This window comes from Pantoea sp. Lu_F5_004 (assembly GCF_051136245.1).
In the GTDB taxonomy this organism is placed as follows: Bacteria; Pseudomonadota; Gammaproteobacteria; order Enterobacterales; family Enterobacteriaceae; genus Pantoea; species Pantoea agglomerans.
Genome location: NZ_CP194946.1, coordinates 1,842,878 through 1,860,991, shown reverse-complemented (window position 1 = coordinate 1,860,991; position 18,114 = coordinate 1,842,878). Strand labels below are relative to the sequence as shown.

General features: G+C 54.8%; 16 protein-coding genes and 1 pseudogene. 8 read left to right on the top strand and 9 right to left on the bottom strand.

The features are described from left to right. The first annotated feature begins 132 nt into the window (after nucleotides 1-132). On the top strand, nucleotides 133-1,497 hold the full coding sequence (locus ACR8BN_RS08565) for an L-serine ammonia-lyase (protein ID WP_010260538.1): 1,365 nt from the start codon (nucleotides 133-135) through the stop codon (nucleotides 1,495-1,497). Nucleotides 1,498-1,722: 225 nt separating this feature from the next. Then, on the top strand, nucleotides 1,723-3,285 hold the full coding sequence (locus ACR8BN_RS08560) for an EAL domain-containing protein (RefSeq protein WP_307745751.1): 1,563 nt from the start codon (nucleotides 1,723-1,725) through the stop codon (nucleotides 3,283-3,285). Nucleotides 3,286-3,425: 140 nt separating this feature from the next. Here the strand turns inward: ACR8BN_RS08560 and ACR8BN_RS08555 are convergent, their stop codons facing one another. Further along, a complete protein-coding gene (locus ACR8BN_RS08555; protein ID WP_031591377.1) occupies nucleotides 3,426-5,006 on the bottom strand; it encodes a TerC family protein in 1,581 nt (526 codons plus the stop codon). Between the two features lie 507 nt (nucleotides 5,007-5,513). Between ACR8BN_RS08555 and manX the strand changes: the two genes are divergently transcribed. The 4 genes from manX (at nucleotide 5,514) to ACR8BN_RS08535 (ending at nucleotide 8,751) form a co-directional block, all read left to right on the top strand. Beyond that, a complete protein-coding gene (gene manX, locus ACR8BN_RS08550) occupies nucleotides 5,514-6,476 on the top strand; it encodes a PTS mannose transporter subunit IIAB (protein ID WP_115764973.1) in 963 nt (320 codons plus the stop codon). 63 nt (nucleotides 6,477-6,539) lie between these two features. Then, on the top strand, nucleotides 6,540-7,340 hold the full coding sequence (locus tag ACR8BN_RS08545; protein ID WP_010670765.1) for a PTS mannose/fructose/sorbose transporter subunit IIC: 801 nt from the start codon (nucleotides 6,540-6,542) through the stop codon (nucleotides 7,338-7,340). A 15-nt stretch (nucleotides 7,341-7,355) separates the two neighbouring features. Further along, nucleotides 7,356-8,201, top strand: coding sequence for a PTS mannose transporter subunit IID (locus ACR8BN_RS08540; RefSeq protein WP_031591381.1), 846 nt, complete (start codon nucleotides 7,356-7,358; stop codon nucleotides 8,199-8,201). A gap of 91 nt (nucleotides 8,202-8,292) precedes the next feature. After that, nucleotides 8,293-8,751 (top strand): DUF986 family protein, encoded by a 459-nt coding sequence (locus ACR8BN_RS08535; protein ID WP_022625541.1) that lies wholly within the window; start codon nucleotides 8,293-8,295, stop codon nucleotides 8,749-8,751. On the opposite strand, the gene rlmA is transcribed toward ACR8BN_RS08535, so the two are convergent. The 5 genes and pseudogenes from rlmA to ACR8BN_RS08510 form a co-directional block, all read right to left on the bottom strand. Next, entirely contained in the window at nucleotides 8,748-9,557 is an 810-nt protein-coding gene (gene rlmA / locus ACR8BN_RS08530; RefSeq protein ID WP_434747532.1) for a 23S rRNA (guanine(745)-N(1))-methyltransferase, read from the bottom strand. The genes ACR8BN_RS08535 and rlmA overlap by 4 nt on opposite strands. A gap of 137 nt (nucleotides 9,558-9,694) precedes the next feature. Further along, a complete protein-coding gene (cspE, locus tag ACR8BN_RS08525) occupies nucleotides 9,695-9,904 on the bottom strand; it encodes a transcription antiterminator/RNA stability regulator CspE (RefSeq protein WP_003852684.1) in 210 nt (69 codons plus the stop codon). Between the two features lie 81 nt (nucleotides 9,905-9,985). Further along, nucleotides 9,986-10,030 (bottom strand): annotated as a pseudogene (locus tag ACR8BN_RS08520) (DUF2627 domain-containing protein); the annotation flags it as partial. Between the two features lie 518 nt (nucleotides 10,031-10,548). Then, entirely contained in the window at nucleotides 10,549-11,559 is a 1,011-nt protein-coding gene (locus ACR8BN_RS08515; protein ID WP_083067888.1) for an MBL fold metallo-hydrolase, read from the bottom strand. An 18-nt stretch (nucleotides 11,560-11,577) separates the two neighbouring features. Further along, entirely contained in the window at nucleotides 11,578-11,850 is a 273-nt protein-coding gene (locus tag ACR8BN_RS08510) for a YebO family protein (RefSeq protein WP_010258793.1), read from the bottom strand. Between the two features lie 212 nt (nucleotides 11,851-12,062). Between ACR8BN_RS08510 and ACR8BN_RS08505 the strand changes: the two genes are divergently transcribed. Beyond that, entirely contained in the window at nucleotides 12,063-12,299 is a 237-nt protein-coding gene (locus ACR8BN_RS08505) for a YobH family protein (RefSeq protein WP_010258788.1), read from the top strand. Between the two features lie 30 nt (nucleotides 12,300-12,329). Here the strand turns inward: ACR8BN_RS08505 and kdgR are convergent, their stop codons facing one another. Beyond that, on the bottom strand, nucleotides 12,330-13,121 hold the full coding sequence (gene kdgR / locus ACR8BN_RS08500; protein WP_010670769.1) for a DNA-binding transcriptional regulator KdgR: 792 nt from the start codon (nucleotides 13,119-13,121) through the stop codon (nucleotides 12,330-12,332). 186 nt (nucleotides 13,122-13,307) lie between these two features. Between kdgR and ACR8BN_RS08495 the strand changes: the two genes are divergently transcribed. Beyond that, the gene (locus ACR8BN_RS08495) at nucleotides 13,308-14,678 is read left to right on the top strand and encodes an MFS transporter (RefSeq protein WP_022625538.1); all 1,371 of its coding nucleotides are present in this window, start codon (nucleotides 13,308-13,310) and stop codon (nucleotides 14,676-14,678) included. 263 nt (nucleotides 14,679-14,941) lie between these two features. Here the strand turns inward: ACR8BN_RS08495 and htpX are convergent, their stop codons facing one another. Both htpX and prc read right to left on the bottom strand, forming a co-directional pair. Next, on the bottom strand, nucleotides 14,942-15,823 hold the full coding sequence (gene htpX, locus ACR8BN_RS08490; protein WP_434747531.1) for a protease HtpX: 882 nt from the start codon (nucleotides 15,821-15,823) through the stop codon (nucleotides 14,942-14,944). A 244-nt stretch (nucleotides 15,824-16,067) separates the two neighbouring features. Continuing rightward, complete coding sequence (gene prc / locus ACR8BN_RS08485; protein WP_031591391.1) at nucleotides 16,068-18,107, bottom strand: carboxy terminal-processing peptidase; 2,040 nt, start codon at nucleotides 18,105-18,107, stop codon at nucleotides 16,068-16,070. Nucleotides 18,108-18,114 lie beyond the last annotated feature (7 nt).

Sequence of the window (18,114 nt, the reverse complement as noted above, 5' to 3'; positions counted from 1 at the left end):
GCTATAATTTTTTCTATCCGTTTTGATAAGTTTATTTCATGCGAAAAGCTGCTCTTTCCTGGTGCATGACCATTACTATGGGCGCCATAAACTGCCCCGGCAGACTGAGAATAATTGTGAGGAGTGTCACCTGTGATTAGTGTTTTCGACATGTTCAAAGTGGGCATCGGCCCCTCAAGTTCGCATACTGTCGGCCCGATGAAAGCAGGTAAACAGTTTGTGGATTTGCTGTGCGAACAGGAAAAGCTGCAGGAGGTCACCCGGATCGCCGTGGATGTTTACGGTTCTCTCTCTCTGACCGGCAAAGGCCATCACACTGATATCGCCATTATTATGGGTCTGGCGGGCGAATCGCCGGATACGGTGGATATCGATGCGATCCCCGCCTTTATTAAAGATGTTGAGCAGCGTGAGCGACTGCTGCTGGCGAAAGGCGCACACGAAGTGGATTTCCCGCGCGAAGGCGGCATGGTATTTCGCAGTGAGAACCTCTCGCTGCATGAAAATGGCCTGCGCCTGCTCGCGTTTGCGGGCGACCTGCTGATCCTGTCAAAAACCTATTACTCCGTTGGAGGCGGCTTCATTGTTGATGAAGAGCACTTCGGGCAGTCGGCACTGGATGAAGTTTCTGTGCCCTGGCCATTCCACTCCGCCAAAGATCTGCTGGCTCACTGTCGTGAAACCGGCCTGTCACTCTCAGGTCTGGTGATGAAAAATGAGCTGGCGCTGCACAGCCGCGATGAGATCCATGCCTATTTCACAAACATCTGGCAGACGATGCAGGCCTGTATCGACCGCGGTCTCAATACCGAAGGCGTGTTGCCAGGGCCACTGCGCGTGCCGCGCCGTGCTGCCTCCCTGCGTCGCCTGCTGACCTCCTCTGACAAGCACTCCAGCGATCCAATGATAGTTATCGACTGGATCAATATGTATGCGCTGGCCGTCAACGAAGAGAACGCCGCGGGAGGCCGCGTGGTTACCGCGCCCACTAACGGTGCCTGCGGTATCGTGCCTGCGGTGCTGGCTTACTACGATCACTTCATTGAGCCGGTGACACCCGACATTTTCCTGCGCTATTTCCTCGCCTCTGGCGCTATCGGCGTGCTGTATAAAATGAACGCCTCTATTTCAGGCGCGGAAGTGGGCTGCCAGGGTGAAGTGGGTGTCGCCTGTTCTATGGCCGCGGCCGGTCTGGCTGAACTGCTGGGCGGCAGTCCGGAGCAGGTCTGCGTGGCGGCTGAAATCGGTATGGAACATAACCTTGGACTGACCTGTGACCCGGTAGCCGGTCAGGTTCAGGTGCCCTGCATTGAGCGCAATGCTATCGCCTCGGTTAAAGCAATTAACGCGGCGCGCATGGCACTTCGGCGCACCAGCGAGCCCCGCGTCTCGCTGGATAAGGTTATCGAGACAATGTATGAAACCGGCAAAGATATGAACGCCAAATACCGTGAAACTTCACGTGGCGGTCTGGCGATTAAAGTTCAGTGTGATTAAGCGAAACGATTAACTGAATAAAAAACGTGCAAACGTAATAAAATCCGCATCCTGCGCTATCTCAGCGCAGGTTTAACCGGTAGAGTGATTTCCGCGCAGCCGTCCGGCATACGCAACTTTCCAGACCCGCTTTTCTGCATTCCGGCCTCAATGTTGATCTGACCGTGCCGATACTCACCCCGTTGTGTTTTGCTTTTTACTGGCTTTTTGGGAAGGTGGATACAGATGTTTATGGCCCAGCAAAATGTTGGACAATTCAGACGCAAGCGTGTGCTGATAGCGCTGTCGATCGCCACCGTGGTGCTGATATTAACCCTGGCCTTTCGCTATATTGAAGAGAAGTCACGAATCGAGCAGCAGGCGATGGATTTCGCCGATAAAGCGATTATGCGGTTTGACCGGATGTTTTCACCGCTGGAGGTTTCAGCCAATAATACGCTGGGTCTGGTCGGCGTTCCCTGTCCGGATGTTCGCTTTCCACTCATCGAAAAAATTTCTTCCCTGCAGACGGTCCGGGCGATTCTGCTGGTGGATAACGACGTGCTCTACTGCTCCAGTATTTATGGGCCGCGCACCATCCCCTTTAGCCAGACTTACCCTGACTTAGCCTTTAACAGTCAGCGCATGACGCTGGCAACCGATGATTATCTGCTGAAAGGCTCGCCCATTTTACTGCTGTGGACGCCAAAGAGCCTGGATAACCGCTCCGGGATTTTGCAGGTGATCAACATCGAAATGATGAGCAATTATCTGCTGGAGCCGCAGTTGCCCTGGGTGGAGCGCGCCGTCTTTAATGTCAACGGGGAGAGCCTGGAGTATGGCAATCCGCTGATCGAGCCCACGGTGCCGTCAGAAGACGAAGTGAGCTATGAGCAGGGCTCGCTGCGCTATCCGTTTACGCTTACCCTCTATGGCCCCTCTCCGACCCGCCTGGCGCTGGCGACGCTTCCCTCACAGCTCCCGCTGGCGTTGCTGCTGAGCCTGCTTATGGGTTACATCGTCTGGCTGGCGACCGCAAATCGCATGAGCCTGAGCTGGCAAATCAGTTATGGCATTACGGCCCGTGAGTTTATGGTTTATTGCCAGCCGCTGATCAACACCAAAAGTGGTGAGTGCGACGGTATTGAGTTACTGCTGCGCTGGCATAATCCTCGTCAGGGCTGGATTGCACCTGACGTCTTTATTCCTCTGGCCGAGCGACAGAACCTGATCAAACCGCTGACGCGCTTTGTACTGAATGAAGTGGTGAGACAGTTACCGCAGCTGCCCGACGATCCCGCGTTCCATATCGCCATTAACGTTGCCGCCAGCCACTTCCGCGACCACGCCATTCTGGAAGATCTGCACAACCTGTGGTGGCCTGCCAATCCGGTGCCGAAACTGGTGGTGGAGCTCACCGAACGCGATGCCCTGCCGGTTGTGGACCAGTCGGTGATTGCGCAACTGCACGACATCGGTGTCCTGCTGGCGATTGATGATTTTGGCACCGGTCACAGCTCGCTCTCCTATCTGAAAGATCTGCAGCCAGATGTGCTGAAAATCGACAAGATTTTCACCGCAGCCATCGGCACTGACGCGATTAATGCCACGGTGACGGATATGGTGATTTCGCTGGCCCAGCGCCTGAATATCAGTCTGGTGGCCGAAGGCGTGGAGACGGCTGAGCAGGCGGCCTATCTGCGCGAACGCGGTGTGGATCATCTGCAGGGCTACTATTTTGCCCGCCCGATGCCGCTACAGGACTTCCCGGCGTGGCTGGCGCAGCATCAGGCTGATTCCCGCAGGTGACAATAGCCTGAGCTCCGTTTCGCCCTGCATGATGACCTTACGCCACAGACAAAAAAACAGCCGCGGCAATGAGCCAGCGGCTGTCGGAGAATTCAGCGTGGCCGGTAAGCCCGGCAGCGCCTCTGCATCAACGAGAACGATTAGCCCTCTTCATCCTCGTCATGCGGTTTATCTTTAGTGACACGCACCAGATCGATACGGTAGTCGGTCGCTTCGATAATCTGGAAGTGCAGCGGAGTAATATCAATCACATCGCCAGGAAGCGGTAACTGCCCTTTCTGCTCAATCAGCAGGCCCGCCAGCGAGGCGTGGTCTTCTGTCGGGTCGACCAGCTCATGGAAGTCGAGCAACTGCTGCAGCGAGTGCAGATCGGTCCCCCCTTTCACTAACCAGCCATCACCATCCGCAATGATATCGGGCGTTTCATCTTCATCCGGGAATTCACCCGCAATCGCTTCCAGCACGTCCAGCGGCGTAATCAGACCCTGAACCACACCAAACTCATTGGTGACAATCACGAAGCTGCCCTTGGCACGACGCAGCACGCCAAGCAGGTTGATCGGATCCAGCGTCTCCGGCACCACGATAGTCGGTGTATTGGCCGCAAAGGTCGCCACATCCACACCATGTTCCAGCGCCACCAGCAGCTCTTTGGCTCGCACTACGCCGACAATTTCATCCAGTTCACCCCGACAGACCGGGAACAGGCTGTGTGGCGTATCAAGCAGCTGACCGCGAATCTCATCAACCGGACGATTCGCATCGACCCAGGAGATTTCACCGCGCGGCGTCATGATGCTGCGAATCGAGCGGGAAGCCAGCGTCAGCACGCCATTAATCATATAGCGCTCTTCATCTTTAAACGCTTCCTGCGGCATCGCTTCCGCCAGCGCAGCCTCTTCGCTGCTGCTGGTGTTGCCATTGCTGGCGCTCTGGGCACGGTTGCGGCCCCCCATCAGGCGTAAAATCGCTTCGGCGGTGCGTTCACGCATCGGGCGATTTGACTGATGGCGGATAAAGTTACGACGTGCAACCTGGTTGAACAGCTCAATCAGAATCGAGAAGCCAATCGCCGCATAGAGGTAGCCTTTAGGAATATGGAAACCAAAGCCTTCTGCCACCAGCGACAGACCGATCATCAGCAGGAAACTCAGGCAGAGCACCACTACCGTCGGATGCGCATTAACAAAGTTGGTTAACGGCTTAGATGCCAGCAGCATCACACCCATCGCAATCACCACGGCGGTCATCATCACCGGCAGGTGGTTCACCATACCCACGGCGGTAATCACAGCATCCAGCGAGAAGACCGCGTCCAGTACCACGATCTGCGTCACGACAGCCCAGAAACTGGCATATCCCCGATTACCGGATCCGTCGAGCTGCCGGTTCTCCAGCCGCTCGTGCAGCTCCATGGTCGCCTTAAACAACAGGAACAGACCACCCGCCAGCAGAATTAAATCACGACCGGCAAAGCTGAAACCGCCTACGCTAAAGAGAGGCGTCGTCAGCGTCACCATCCAGGAGATCAGCGACAGCAGACCCAGACGCATGACCAGCGCCAGTGACAGGCCAATCAGGCGAGCTTTATCACGCTGCTTCGGCGGCAGTTTGTCGGCCAGAATGGCAATAAACACCAGGTTATCAATGCCGAGTACGATTTCCAGCACCACGAGCGTCAGTAAACCCGCCCAGATTGAGGGGTCGAATAAAAATTCCATTATTTATGACTCCAGAACAGGGAACAGATCGCGGTGCTGCTTATCAGCGCAGCAAAGCGTGACATGCAGGTAGTCGGGAAAGCGGTGGAAACGCCGTGAGGCGAAGGGTGACGCGCCAGCAGGCGCAAAGAACAGATTAAGCGACGTCGGTGACGATCCATAAAGGTGGGCTGAAGCCCGTTACTCCTGAGTAATAAACAGAACGTTAATGTATCAGGTCGGCGAATTGCGTCAAAAAATTTTCTTATTTTTACAATCTGCCTGACGGATGATCAGGCGCATAAAAAGAGTTACTGGCCGCTTCACAGGATGAATAGCTGACAGACATCACATAATTTATTTTTTCGATCACTAAAATAAATCGCGACTTTACCGCCTTGACGTAGTTAACCCATGTTTTTTCGAGGCTATACCGATAATTCGAATCATCCGGTTAAACAGATCATCAAAGCAATTCAATACAGTTCATTGACTCAGATGAGCATCTCTAGCGAACGGAGGTAGCACGTGACCATTGCGATAGTAATTGGTACACACGGCTGGGCAGCGGAACAACTGCTGAAAACAGCAGAAATGCTGTTGGGCGAGCAGGACAATGTCGGCTGGATAGATTTTGTCCCCGGTGAAAATGCAGAAACGCTGATTGAAAAATATCAGGCACGACTGGCAGAACTTGATACGACGCAGGGAGTCCTGTTTTTAGTTGATACCTGGGGTGGCAGTCCGTTTAATGCGGCCAGTCGCATCGTGGTCGACAAACCGCAGTATGAGGTCATCGCCGGGGTCAATATCCCGATGCTGGTCGAAACGCTGATGGCGCGCGATGATAATCCCGGTTTTGACGAGCTGGTCGCCGTGGCGGTGGAGACCGGCCGTGAAGGGGTCAAAGCCCTGAAAGCCAAAGAAGAAGCGCCGGCGCCAGCCGCGGCAAAACCGGCCGCTGTGGTGCAACCGGCTAAGCCGATGGCGCCCGGTGACCACATGAAAATCGGGCTGACACGCATTGATGACCGTCTGATTCATGGGCAGGTGGCGACGCGCTGGACAAAAGAGACCAACGTTCAGCGCATTATCGTCGTCAGCGATGAAGTGGCCAACGATCATGTGCGCAAAACCCTGCTGACACAGGTCGCTCCGCCCGGCGTCACGGCTCATGTGGTGGATGTCGATAAGATGGTGCGGGTGTGGAACAACCCGAAGTATGGTCAGGATCGCGTGATGCTGCTGTTTACCAACCCCACCGATGTACTGCGCGTGGTGGAACAGGGTGTTGATATTAAAACCGTCAACATCGGCGGTATGGCGTTCCGCCAGGGGAAAACCCAGGTCAATAATGCGGTCTCGGTCGATGAAAAAGATATTGCCGCATTCCGCAAACTCCATGAACGCAATATTGAACTGGAAGTGCGTAAAGTTTCCAGTGACCAGAAACTGAAAATGATGGATCTGATCGCGAAAGTTAACGCGTAACAGAAGCACTTATGCGCCTGTGTTTCCGGGCTCCTGGTTATCCTGCTGAGGACAAGAAGTATGATGGAAATAACCTCGCTACAAATTATTTTGATTTTTATTGTCGCCTGTATTGCCGGTATGGGGTCGATTCTGGATGAGTTCCAGTTTCACCGCCCGCTGGTGGCCTGTACCCTGATTGGTATGGTGCTGGGTGACATGAAAACCGGCATTATTATCGGCGGTACGCTGGAGATGATTGCGCTGGGCTGGATGAACATCGGTGCCGCCGTTGCTCCTGATGCCGCCCTCGCCTCCATTATCTCGACCATCCTGGTTATCGCTGGCGGCCAAAGTGTGGGTGCCGGTATTGCGCTGGCGATTCCGCTGGCCGCCGCCGGACAGGTACTGACCATTATCGTGCGTACGCTGACCGTCGCCTTCCAGCATGCGGCTGACAAAGCCGCAGAGAAAGGTAACCTCACGGCCATCTCCTGGATCCACGTCTCTGCCCTGCTGTTACAGGCGATGCGTATCGCCATCCCGGCGCTGATTGTGGCGATTTCGGTCGGCACCAGTGCGGTTCACGCATTACTCAGCTCTATTCCGGACGTGGTTACCAACGGCCTGAATATCGCCGGTGGCATGATTGTGGTGGTCGGTTATGCGATGGTCATCAACATGATGCGCGCAGGCTACCTGATGCCGTTCTTTTACCTTGGCTTCGTCACCGCAGCCTTCACCAACTTTAACCTGGTGGCGCTGGGCGTCATTGGCGTGGTCATGGCGGTGCTCTACATTCAGCTCAGCCCGAAATACAACCGTGTGGCGGGAGCACCAACAGGTGCTGCGACCGCAAACGATCTTGATAACGAACTCGATTAAGGAACAGGTGAGCACATGGTTGATATTACGAAAGTCGAAAAGAAACTGACACCCGGTGATGTTCGCGCCGTCTTTCTGCGCTCTAACCTGTTCCAGGGTTCATGGAACTTTGAACGCATGCAGGCGCTGGGCTTCTGCTTCTCAATGGTGCCGGTGATCCGCCGTCTCTATCCTGAGAACAATGATGAGCGTAAGCAGGCGATCAAGCGTCATCTGGAGTTCTTTAATACCCATCCTTATGTGGCCGCGCCGGTTCTGGGCGTGACTATGGCGATGGAAGAGCAGCGTGCTAACGGCGCACCGATCGACGATGGCGCGATTAACGGCCTTAAAGTCGGCCTGATGGGACCGCTGGCCGGTGTCGGCGACCCGATCTTCTGGGGTACGGTGCGCCCGGTGTTTGCCGCGCTGGGAGCCGGTATCGCCATGAGTGGCAGTCTGCTGGGTCCGCTGCTCTTCTTTGTGCTGTTTAACCTGGCACGCCTGCTGACCCGCTACTACGGCGTGGCCTATGGCTATCGCAAAGGGATCGATATCGTCAGTGATATGGGCGGCGGTTTTCTGCAGAAACTCACGGAGGGCGCGTCGATTCTCGGCCTGTTTGTCATGGGGGCGCTGGTCAACAAGTGGACACACGTTAACATCCCGCTGGTGGTGTCACGTATTACCGACTCGACCGGTAAAACCACCGTCACCACCGTACAGTCGATCCTCGATCAGCTGATGCCGGGCGTAGTACCGCTGCTGCTGACCTTTGGCTGTATGTGGCTGTTACGCCGTAAAGTGAACGCGCTGTGGATTATCGTTGGCTTCTTTGCTATCGGTATCTTTGGTTACTGGATCGGCTTGCTCGGTCTGTAATTTTATCCAGCCGGGAGCCTGTGCTCCCGGCTTTTAAGCGTGGTGAGCTGAGCCATAACCGGCTGAGCTCACCCTGTTTGAGGTAGATGTGATGTCATTAACCGACGCGCTGATTGCGTGTTGTATTGCCGCCCTGATGGGGTTTGCCATTTATCATGAGGCGATTCTGCCGCGTCGCCACGGCCCGACCCGCTTACGGGTTGCGCTGCGCAGGCAGCATAAGCTGGATAGCCTGATTTTCATCGGCCTGCTGCTGATCCTGCTGTGGAACAACGTCAGCCATCACGGCCCGCAGCTCACCACCTCACTGCTGATGGTGCTGAGTTTTCTGGCGTTCTGGCTATTCTGGCTGCGAAAGCCAACGCTGCTGATGAAAAGTGAGGGGTTGTTTTACGCCGGTGTCTGGATCGATTACCGGCGAATTCAGGGTATGAATCTCTCTGAGGATGGCATTCTGGTGATTCAGCTGGAACAGCGTCGGCTGCTGATCGCGGTGCAGCAACTCGACGATCTGGAGCGCATCTATAACACCCTGGTCGAGGCGCGCTAGTCGCGCTGCCACACAGTCAGGGTAAAGTCGGCGTCGCAGCTGAACTGCTCGCTCTGCTGCAGGGTCTGCCAGACCTCTTCACGCGCCCGCCAGGCGAACGGCGTCATCTGAAGCAGGGTCGTCGCGGCTGCGCCGGTTAATGCCATCGGGTAACGCAGCGCATGCTGCGCCACCTGCCGGAATCCGGGATACGCTTTCTGCTCCGGCACATGCAACTGCACTTCGCGGTAAATCAGCGCCTTGAACTGCTGCAGATGATGCGGGCCCGGTGTCACGGTCAGTACCAGGCCACCCGGCTTCAGCACGCGGGCCAGTTCCGCTTCATTGCAGGGTGCGTAAATTCGGACAACCGCATCCAGGGCTTGATCGGCAAAGGGTAAGCGCTGGCTGGAGGCGACGCAGAAGCGCACGGCCGGATAGCGCTTTGCTGCCAGCCGGATCGCCATTCTGGCGACATCCAGTCCATAGACCTGCCCGGCCTCGCCTGCTGCGTCAGCCAGTGCGGCGGTGTAGTAACCTTCTCCACAGCCGATATCCAGGATTTTACACTCTGGCTGGCTCAGCGCGGGCGCAAGCAGGCTGACGACCCGATCACGCAGCGGCTGGTAGTAGCCTGCCTCAAGAAATTCACGTCGTGCCTGCATCATCTCTGCACTGTCACCCGGCTCACGCGACCGTTTATGCTGAACGGGCAGCAGATTGACATACCCTTCTTTCGCCTGGTCAAACTGATGGCGATTCTCGCAGCACCAGCTGCGCGCAGTAAAGGCGAGAGGAGAGTGACAAAGAGGGCAAATCAGGGACATAGGGTGCTCCGGCATCAGATAACGCGGCGCAGTGTAACCTTAACGTTTACGCATCGGAAGCATAAAGAAAGCCCCGGCTGAGAAGCCAGGGCTTTGAGATTTCATGTCAGGGTGCAATGCACCGAGGCGGAGTTGAATCAGATAGCCGTAACGTTAACGGCTGCCGGGCCTTTCTGGCCGTCCTGAATTTCGAACTCAACGCTCTGGCCTTCAGCCAGGGTTTTGAAACCATTGCCCTGAATAGCTGAGAAGTGTACGAACACATCTTTGCTACCGTCAGCAGGGGTGATAAAACCAAAACCTTTAGACTCGTTGAACCACTTAACCTGACCTTTAATCTTTGCCATTTTGCAAATTCCTTTAGATGTTTATTTAGCCCGAAGGCTGTCGTACAGAAAAACCAGAGACATTACTGCATGAGGCACTAATTAAGGTTCGGCAAGGAAGCGGTATTCAACGTCAACGTCTTTACTCGTCCTTCTTTACAGAAGATGCCATGCATAAACAGAACTGTACCTCGTTTAACTCAGGATTTGTTATCACATATCCTAAAAATAATGGCAAGCCATTTTTAAGGGCCTCAGCCAGCCTGCGCACATAATTGCCAGAAGGCTCACATTGCCTGTTCTGTGGCGTTTACAAATGCCGATGCAAATTAAGCACGCTCTCTGGCTATCCCCCTCTCCGGCCTCTGTTGCCGGGTCTAACCCAATGGATACCATAAGAAATTAATATTTCACAAATATGGCAATAACAGAATGAATAAGCGAAGCGCGAAAAGTTGAAAATATCAATAATCCGGCTTCAATCCTGTACAGCGCCTTTTATTTCGTACAGATAACACTTTTCTTGCACCAAAAGCAGGAGCCAGACAGTCGTCCTGCTCCAAATAAAAGCATTGAGCCCGATTTTACTTATTAAGAATTTAACTTTTGATTTGAAAAATTGATATCAGATAATAAAAATCGGGCTTTTGTTTATCTTTGAGGTTTTAGGATAATTCCTGGATATCCTTATTCAGCCCGCGGCTTTCGCCTATTCGCCACGGTGCGAAACCGCCCTTTTGCTCGTTTGCCCGCAGCAGCGCATCCGCCAGTTCTTTGGGTGGCGCATCCAGCGACTCATCGGCCAGTTCGAACACGCCCCAGTGGATGGGCAGCGTCAGCGGCCTGCCTGCTGCCTGCCACAGCGCCACCGCCTGATCGGGATTCATATGCTGTCCCGCCATGAACCATTCAGGTGCATAAGCGCCAATCGGCAAAGCCGCCAGGCTGAACGGGCCAAGTCGGGCCGCAATCTCCGGCAGGCTATCGCTGTAGCCGCTGTCGCCCGAGAACCAGAAACGCACGGAGGCAGAACGCACGACCCAGCCGCACCAGAGCGAACGGTTTCGATCGCGCGGCGTTCGCATACTCCAGTGACGTGCCGGCACCGCATCAAAACAGAGGTCGCCGACAGTAAACGGTTGCCACCAGTCGAGCTGATGGACCTGTTTCACGCCCTGCGCCCTGCACCATTTAGCCAGGCCCAGCGGCACGATAAAGGTCGCCTGCGGAAAACGCCGGACGATCGCTTTAACCGTCGGCCGATCAAGATGATCGTAATGGTTATGTGAAATAAGCACGACATCCAGACGCGGCAGATCAGCGATGCTAAGCGGTGCTGGCGTTTTTCGCTGCGGCCCGGCAAAAGAGAGTGGCGAGGCGCGTGACGAAAGTGCGGGATCGATCAGGATATATTGCTGGTTCAGTCGCAGCAGCACGGCTGCATGTCCCAGCCACCAGATGCGATCGTCACTGCCGCTGATATCGGCGGGCTGCCACCACTGTTCGGTGAAAGCCCCGTAGCCCTGCTGCGGTGGCAGCGGCAGCCCCTGTGCTTTGCGCTCCCTGCGCCAGCGCTGCAGATCGCCCGGCTTGCGCCGTTCCGGTTCAGGATTGCAGAATCCTTCTGGCGTGTGATGCGCTTTGCTGCTGTCATACCACGGATTTTTCCAGACCATCCCGTCTCTCTGCTGTGATTAGCGTTCCGGAATCAACCGGATAAAGTCGCGTTTCTCGCGATCGTCATCGGTTTTTTTACTCTCTGCCCCTGGCTGCATCTCAATCAGACGGCGCAGCAGCTGATTCTGTTTCTTCTGCTCTTCCAGCAAAGATTCCAGTAAGCGGATTTGCTCACCGGCGCGCACGCTGGCGCGGTTAACAAAGAACCAGGCGATAAACGCCACAATCAAAATAATGACCAGCAGGCCATAGCTGACCAGTGGGCCCGAATTTGCGGCTAACTCATTCATAACTGCCTCGTAAAACTCAGTGGAAACGCCAGAACATGGCAACCGCCTATTCTACCTGTAGCCATCGCAAAAGATAATGGGGTTAACATCAATGCAGAATTTGCCGTTTCAGTTATCTCTGATCGATCCCACCAGAAAAGCGAGGCATGCTGATATCATCATAACCGGCGGCACCAGGTGGAGCGCTGAGTTATCTTTCACAAGGAGACATAATGAAACTGTTTATTCGTACGGTAGGCTTGCTGGCAGTGATCTGGCTGGCGATGCTGTTTACCGGCTATGGCGTATTAACCGGCAGTACTAAAAATGCAGCCGGCCTTGGCCTGCAGTGCAGCTATCTGACCGCTCGCGGTGTGATCAGTGCGCAGTATCTGCATACTGACAGTGGCGTGGTGGGTGTGACTGATTGTCCGTTGCTGAAGAAAAGCGGAGAAGTGATCGATAATTAAAAAAACAGCGGGCCGCATGGCCCGCTGTTTTCAGAACGGGTAGTCGTGATAGCCCATCTCTGAGGAGAGCGTGCGCGCCGCCCGATGCAGCATTGCCACATAATCCTGGCGGGCATCTTCTGAAAAGCGAATGGTGGGAAAAGAGATACTCAGTCCCGCAATCACCACGCCAAAACGGTCAAATACCGGCACGGCAAGGCAGCGTAAGCCCTCTTCCTGCTCTTCGTTATCTTCACCATAGCCCTGCGTTCTCACCTGATCCAGCGCCGTAATCAACGCCTCCGCGCTTAACAGCGTATTGGCCGTACTCCGTTTGAACTCGACATCCCGCAGGATCTCCTCAACTTCGCTGCGATCGCGCCAGGCGAGCAGAACTTTCCCAATCGCGGTGGTATGCAGCGGATTACGGCGGCCAATGCGCGAATACATACGCAGGTTGTAGAGGGAGTCGATTTTGTGGATGTAGACAATACTGTCCTCTTCCAGCGCCCCCAGGTGAATGGTCTCTTTGGTCAGACGCGAAAGCTCACGCATCTGCACATCCGCACTGCGGATTAAATCGACATTCTGCAGCGCCTTAGCGCCCAGTTCAAACAGCTTCAGTGTCAGTGAGTACTTCTCGCTCTCACCTTCCTGCGTGACATAACCCAGCGACTTCATGGTCTGCAGGAAACGGTAAACGGTGCTTTTTGACATCATCACGCGCTGCGCGAGCTCAGTAATACCGTGATCGCGCTCTTCACCCAGCGCCTGCAGAATGCCGAACACTTTAAGTACCGAAGAGACGGAATCGGGCTGTTTATCATTTTCAGCAGAGGACATCGCGCACCTTGTTAAACCTGTTTCAAAAAAAATGGAACGGACTGTCAGTATAGAGTGAGGCACACGAAGGCAGCAATGCTTTAACCATGACGTCATATTTAAAGACAGTTTTTATCCGTCCAATCGCTGTATTTCAGCGTTAATTTCATTAGCATGATGATATTCACCCTCTTTAGTAATTAATTTATGACACTCTCCCCTCCTCAGGATGGATTACCCGCGCGTCAGCGCTATATGGCAATCGTCACTATCGCGCTGGGCCTGACCATGGCGGTGCTGGATGGCGCGATTGCCAATGTTGCCCTGCCCACTATCTCGCGTGAACTGAATGCCAGCCCGGCGCAGTCGATCTGGATAGTGAACGCCTATCAGATTGCGATTATCGTCTCGCTGCTGTCGCTCTCCTTTCTGGGCGACATGCTGGGTTATCGCCGCGTCTATCAGGCGGGCCTGGCGCTTTTTATTGCCACTTCGCTGTTCTGCGCCTTCTCGACCACGCTGACCATGCTGACTTTTGCCCGCGTGCTGCAGGGATTAGGGGGTGCAGCGCTGATGAGTGTGAATACCGCGCTGATACGCATTATCTATCCGCAGCGTCATCTAGGACGCGGCATGGCGATCAACTCGCTGGTCGTGGCGGTTTCAACCGCGGCAGGCCCGACGGTCGCCGCAGCGATTCTTTCGGTGGCAAGCTGGAAGTGGCTGTTTCTGATTAACGTCCCGCTGGGTGCCATTGCGCTCTGGCTGGCGCTGCGTACGCTGCCTGATAATCCGCAGAAAGCGACAGCGCAGAAATTTGATGTTCCCAGCGCGATCATGAACGCCCTGTTCTTTGGTCTGATCATCTCTGCGCTGAGCGGATTTGCACAGGGACAGAGTCATCTGCTGGTGCTGTCGGAGGTCATTGCTCTGCTGGTTGTGGGCTGGTTCTTTATTCGTCGTCAGTTAAACATGGCGGTGCCGCTGCTGCCGGTTGATCTGCTGCGTATCCCGATATTCAGCCTGTCGATGGGAACGTCGGTCTGTTCGTTCTGCGCACAGATGCTGGCGATGGTGTCGCTGCCCTTCTTTCTGCAAAACGTCCTGCAGCGTGATGAGGTGGCAACCGGTTTACTGCTGACGCCCTGGCCGCTGGCAACCATGGTGTTTGCGCCGATTGCCGGCCGGCTGATTGAACGGGTGCATGCCGGGCTGCTGGGCGGCATCGGGCTGGCCATGTTCGCCCTGGGGCTGTTTCTGCTCGCCTGGCTTCCGGCCAACCCAGGTGATGGCGATATTATCTGGCGCATGATGCTGTGCGGTGCCGGTTTTGGGCTGTTTCAGTCACCCAATAACCACACTATCGTCACTTCCGCTCCGCGTCATCGCAGCGGCGGCGCCAGCGGCATGCTGGGCACCGCGCGCCTGCTGGGCCAGAGTATGGGTGCCGCGCTGGTTGCGCTGATGTTTAATCTGTTTGATGAACGCGGGACGCACGCTTCACTGCTGCTGGCGGGCAGCTTTGCCGCCGTGGCCGCGCTGGTCAGTGTGTCGCGGATGACGCAGACCCGCGCCTGATGGCAGAAACAGAAAAGGCGACCACCTGGCAGAGTGTGACCCGATTCGCTGTAAGGCCGAGCCCTCACAGGGAACCCGGTCAGATCGGAAAGACTTCTGTCATCCATGACGGTCGGCCCGCACCATCCATGGCGCGGGACGCTTTCCTATTCTGCCCGGGTTCCCTGCATGTTGAGCTTAAGATATTGCTGTCAGATTCAGTCTGATTATGGTTTCTAAACAGAAAAGGCGACCCAGGGTCGCCTTTTTTACTCTGCTGAACGCTACTTCAGATACTGGCCGCTGCGCAGTGCTTCAATACGCTTATCTAACGGCGGATGCGACATAAACAGCTCGCTGAATGATTTGCCTTTACCGTTGATACAGAACGCCATCATGCTGCTCGGCTCCTGCGGTTCGTAGCTGGTTTTCAGGCGCTGTAACGCCGCAATCATCTTCTCACGACCCACCAGCTTCGCTGAACCGGCATCGGCATGAAACTCACGGTGACGCGAGAACCACATGGTGATGATGCTGGCGAGAATACCAAACACCAGTTCCAGCACCATCGACACCGCAAAGTAGACCAGCGGGTTGCCGTTGCTGCTCTCCTCACCATCACGGTTGCCGGACATAAAGCCCGACGCGATCTGCGCCAGAATACGTGAAACGAAAATCACAAAGGTGTTCACCACACCCTGGATCAGCGTCATGGTGATCATGTCGCCGTTGGCGATATGTGACACTTCGTGTGCCAGTACCGCTTCCGCTTCATCACGGCTCATGTTCTGCAGCAGACCGGTTGAGACAGCAACCAGTGAGGCGTTACGCCGTGCGCCAGTCGCAAAGGCGTTGATGTCAGGTGCGTGATAGATCGCCACCTGTGGCATCGCAATACCCGCCTGTTGTGCCTGACGGCCAATTGTATCCACCAGCCAGCGCTCGGTTTCGTTGCGTGGCTGTTCAATCACTTCACCGCCAACCGATCGCAGTGCCATCCACTTCGACATAAGCAGTGAAACAAACGCACCGCCGAAGCCAAACAGGCCTGCCATGATCATCAGGCCCTGAACACTGCTTGACTGGATCCCTGTCAGGCTGAGAATCAGCCCGAATACCAACATCACAGCCAGGTTGGTCATCAGGAAAAGAGCAATACGCATCATTTTTGTTAATCTTCCTCAGTAGTTCACGCGCCTATACGCGGATCCATATCCTATGGGCATTGGGCTGCTTTTCAAGCAACCTTAACGTTTAAGTGCCTAAAAAGACATAACTTTACATTGTGACACGCCTGATGAGGAGCCCAGCCTTCAGGCTCCTTCACCAGCGCTAATCATTGCTTACTGGAAACTTTTCTGAGTACAAAAAAAAGCACCGCTGAGCGGTGCTTTTTCTGGCAATAGCGGATTATTTAGCCGCTGGCGCCTCTGGCTGGGATTTCTCCAGTTGCGCAAGATCGTTAGCGATCTTCACCGTCTCATCAAGATAGGGATCCGGCTCTTTATAATCTTTCGGTAACTCATCCAGGTTTTTCAGCGGTTTTTTGCCTTCGGCCTGATAGCGCGCGTTGATCCGCTCCAGACGAGACGCATCATCTTCGTGGTTCTCTTTCTCGCGCTGAGCGAGATTAAGCGACACGATGTTGCGCTTATCTTTCAGGGCATTGTAACGGGCAATGTCCTTCATGATGTACTGGAACTCGCGATCCTGAGCGATGCGGTCAGCATGCTGCTTAGTCAGCTGCACCACCAGCGGTTTCACATCACCGGTTTTGACATAGGTCGCCGCTTTAATGCTGTCCCACGGCAGTGCGTTATCTTCAAATTTCTCACCGGTTTCAGCCGCTTCAACGCCGGTTGGCATCAGCAGATCCGGCGTGACGCCTTTACGCTGTGTACTGCCGCCGTTAATGCGATAGAACTTCTGAATAGTGTAAGAAACGGAGCCTAACGCAGGCCACTCCGGACGCAGCATCTGATCGTAGATGCGGTTCAGAGAGCGATACTGCTGAACGGTGCCTTTACCAAAGGTTGGCTCGCCAACAATCACCGCGCGTCCGTAATCCTGCATCGCGGCAGCAAAGATCTCAGAGGCTGAGGCGCTGAAGCGATCGACCAGCACCACCAGCGGTCCTTTGTAGTAGACAACGCCGTCATTATCGCTGTCTTCACGAATCCGACCATTGTTGTCGCGTACCTGAACCACCGGACCACTCGGAATAAACAGACCGGAAAGCGAGACTGCTTCGGTCAGCGCGCCGCCACCGTTGGTACGCAGATCGATCACCACACTGTCGACGTTCTGTTTCTGCAGTTTCTGCAGCTGTACTTTCACGTCGTCGGTGAGGCCGACATAGAAACCAGGAATATCGAGAACGCCCACTTTCTGCTTGCCGACATTTTTGATGGTCAATTTAACCGCGCGATCTTCCAGACGGATTTTCTCACGCGTCAGCGTCACAGTACGGGTTTTGGTGCCCTTACCGGCTGGCAGAACTTCCAGGCGCACTTTGCTGCCCTTTGGTCCTTTAATTTTTGCCACGACATCATCCAGACGCCAGCCGATCACATCTTCCATCGGCTTGCCTGGCTGACCAACACCGACGATGCGATCGCCAACGGTAATGGCTTTGCTTTTCGCGGCCGGGCCGCCTGCGACCATCGAGTTAATTACCGTATAGTCGTCATCCATCTGCAGAACCGCACCGATGCCTTCCAGGGAGAGGCTCATCTCGGTGTTGAACTGCTCGGTGTTACGCGGCGACAGATAGCTGGTGTGCGGATCGATTTCGCGGGCAAAAGCGTTCATCACCAGCTGGAAAACATCTTCACCGTTGCTCTGGGCCAGACGACGGATAGCAAAGTTGTAACGCTTGGTCAGAACGTCGCGGATCTCGTTATCATCTTTGCCCGCCAGCTTCAGACTCAGCTGATCGTATTTGACCTTGGCATCCCACAGCGCATTCAGTTCAGACTGATCTTTCGGCCAGGGTGCTTTCGCGCGGTCAATGTCGATAGTGTCATTGCCGCTGAAATTCATCGGACGAGCCAGCACCGTCAGCGCATATTGATAGCGCTCAAAACGGCGTTTCTGCGCCAGATTATAAATATCGTAAAAGAGATCCAGCTTGCCACTGCGCAGCTCATCGCCGACGGTGGTTTTTTTGCTGGCAAACTGCGCCACATCTGACGCCAGCAGCACATTGTGGCTGTAGTCGAGCATGTTCAGATAGCGATCAAAAATTTTCGCTGAAAAGTTCTGATCCAGGTCGAACTGGCGATAGTGGGAACGGGTAAAGCGCGAGGTTACGCGCTCACTGACCGTCGGATCCTGCGGATCTTCGTGAAGCTGGGGAATCTGATCGGCGCGTGTAATGTTCTCCGCGCCGAAGGTTGGGCCTGCTAATAGCAGGCCCGCAATAAGTCCAACTTTAAAAAGGGTGTTCATGCCGGGG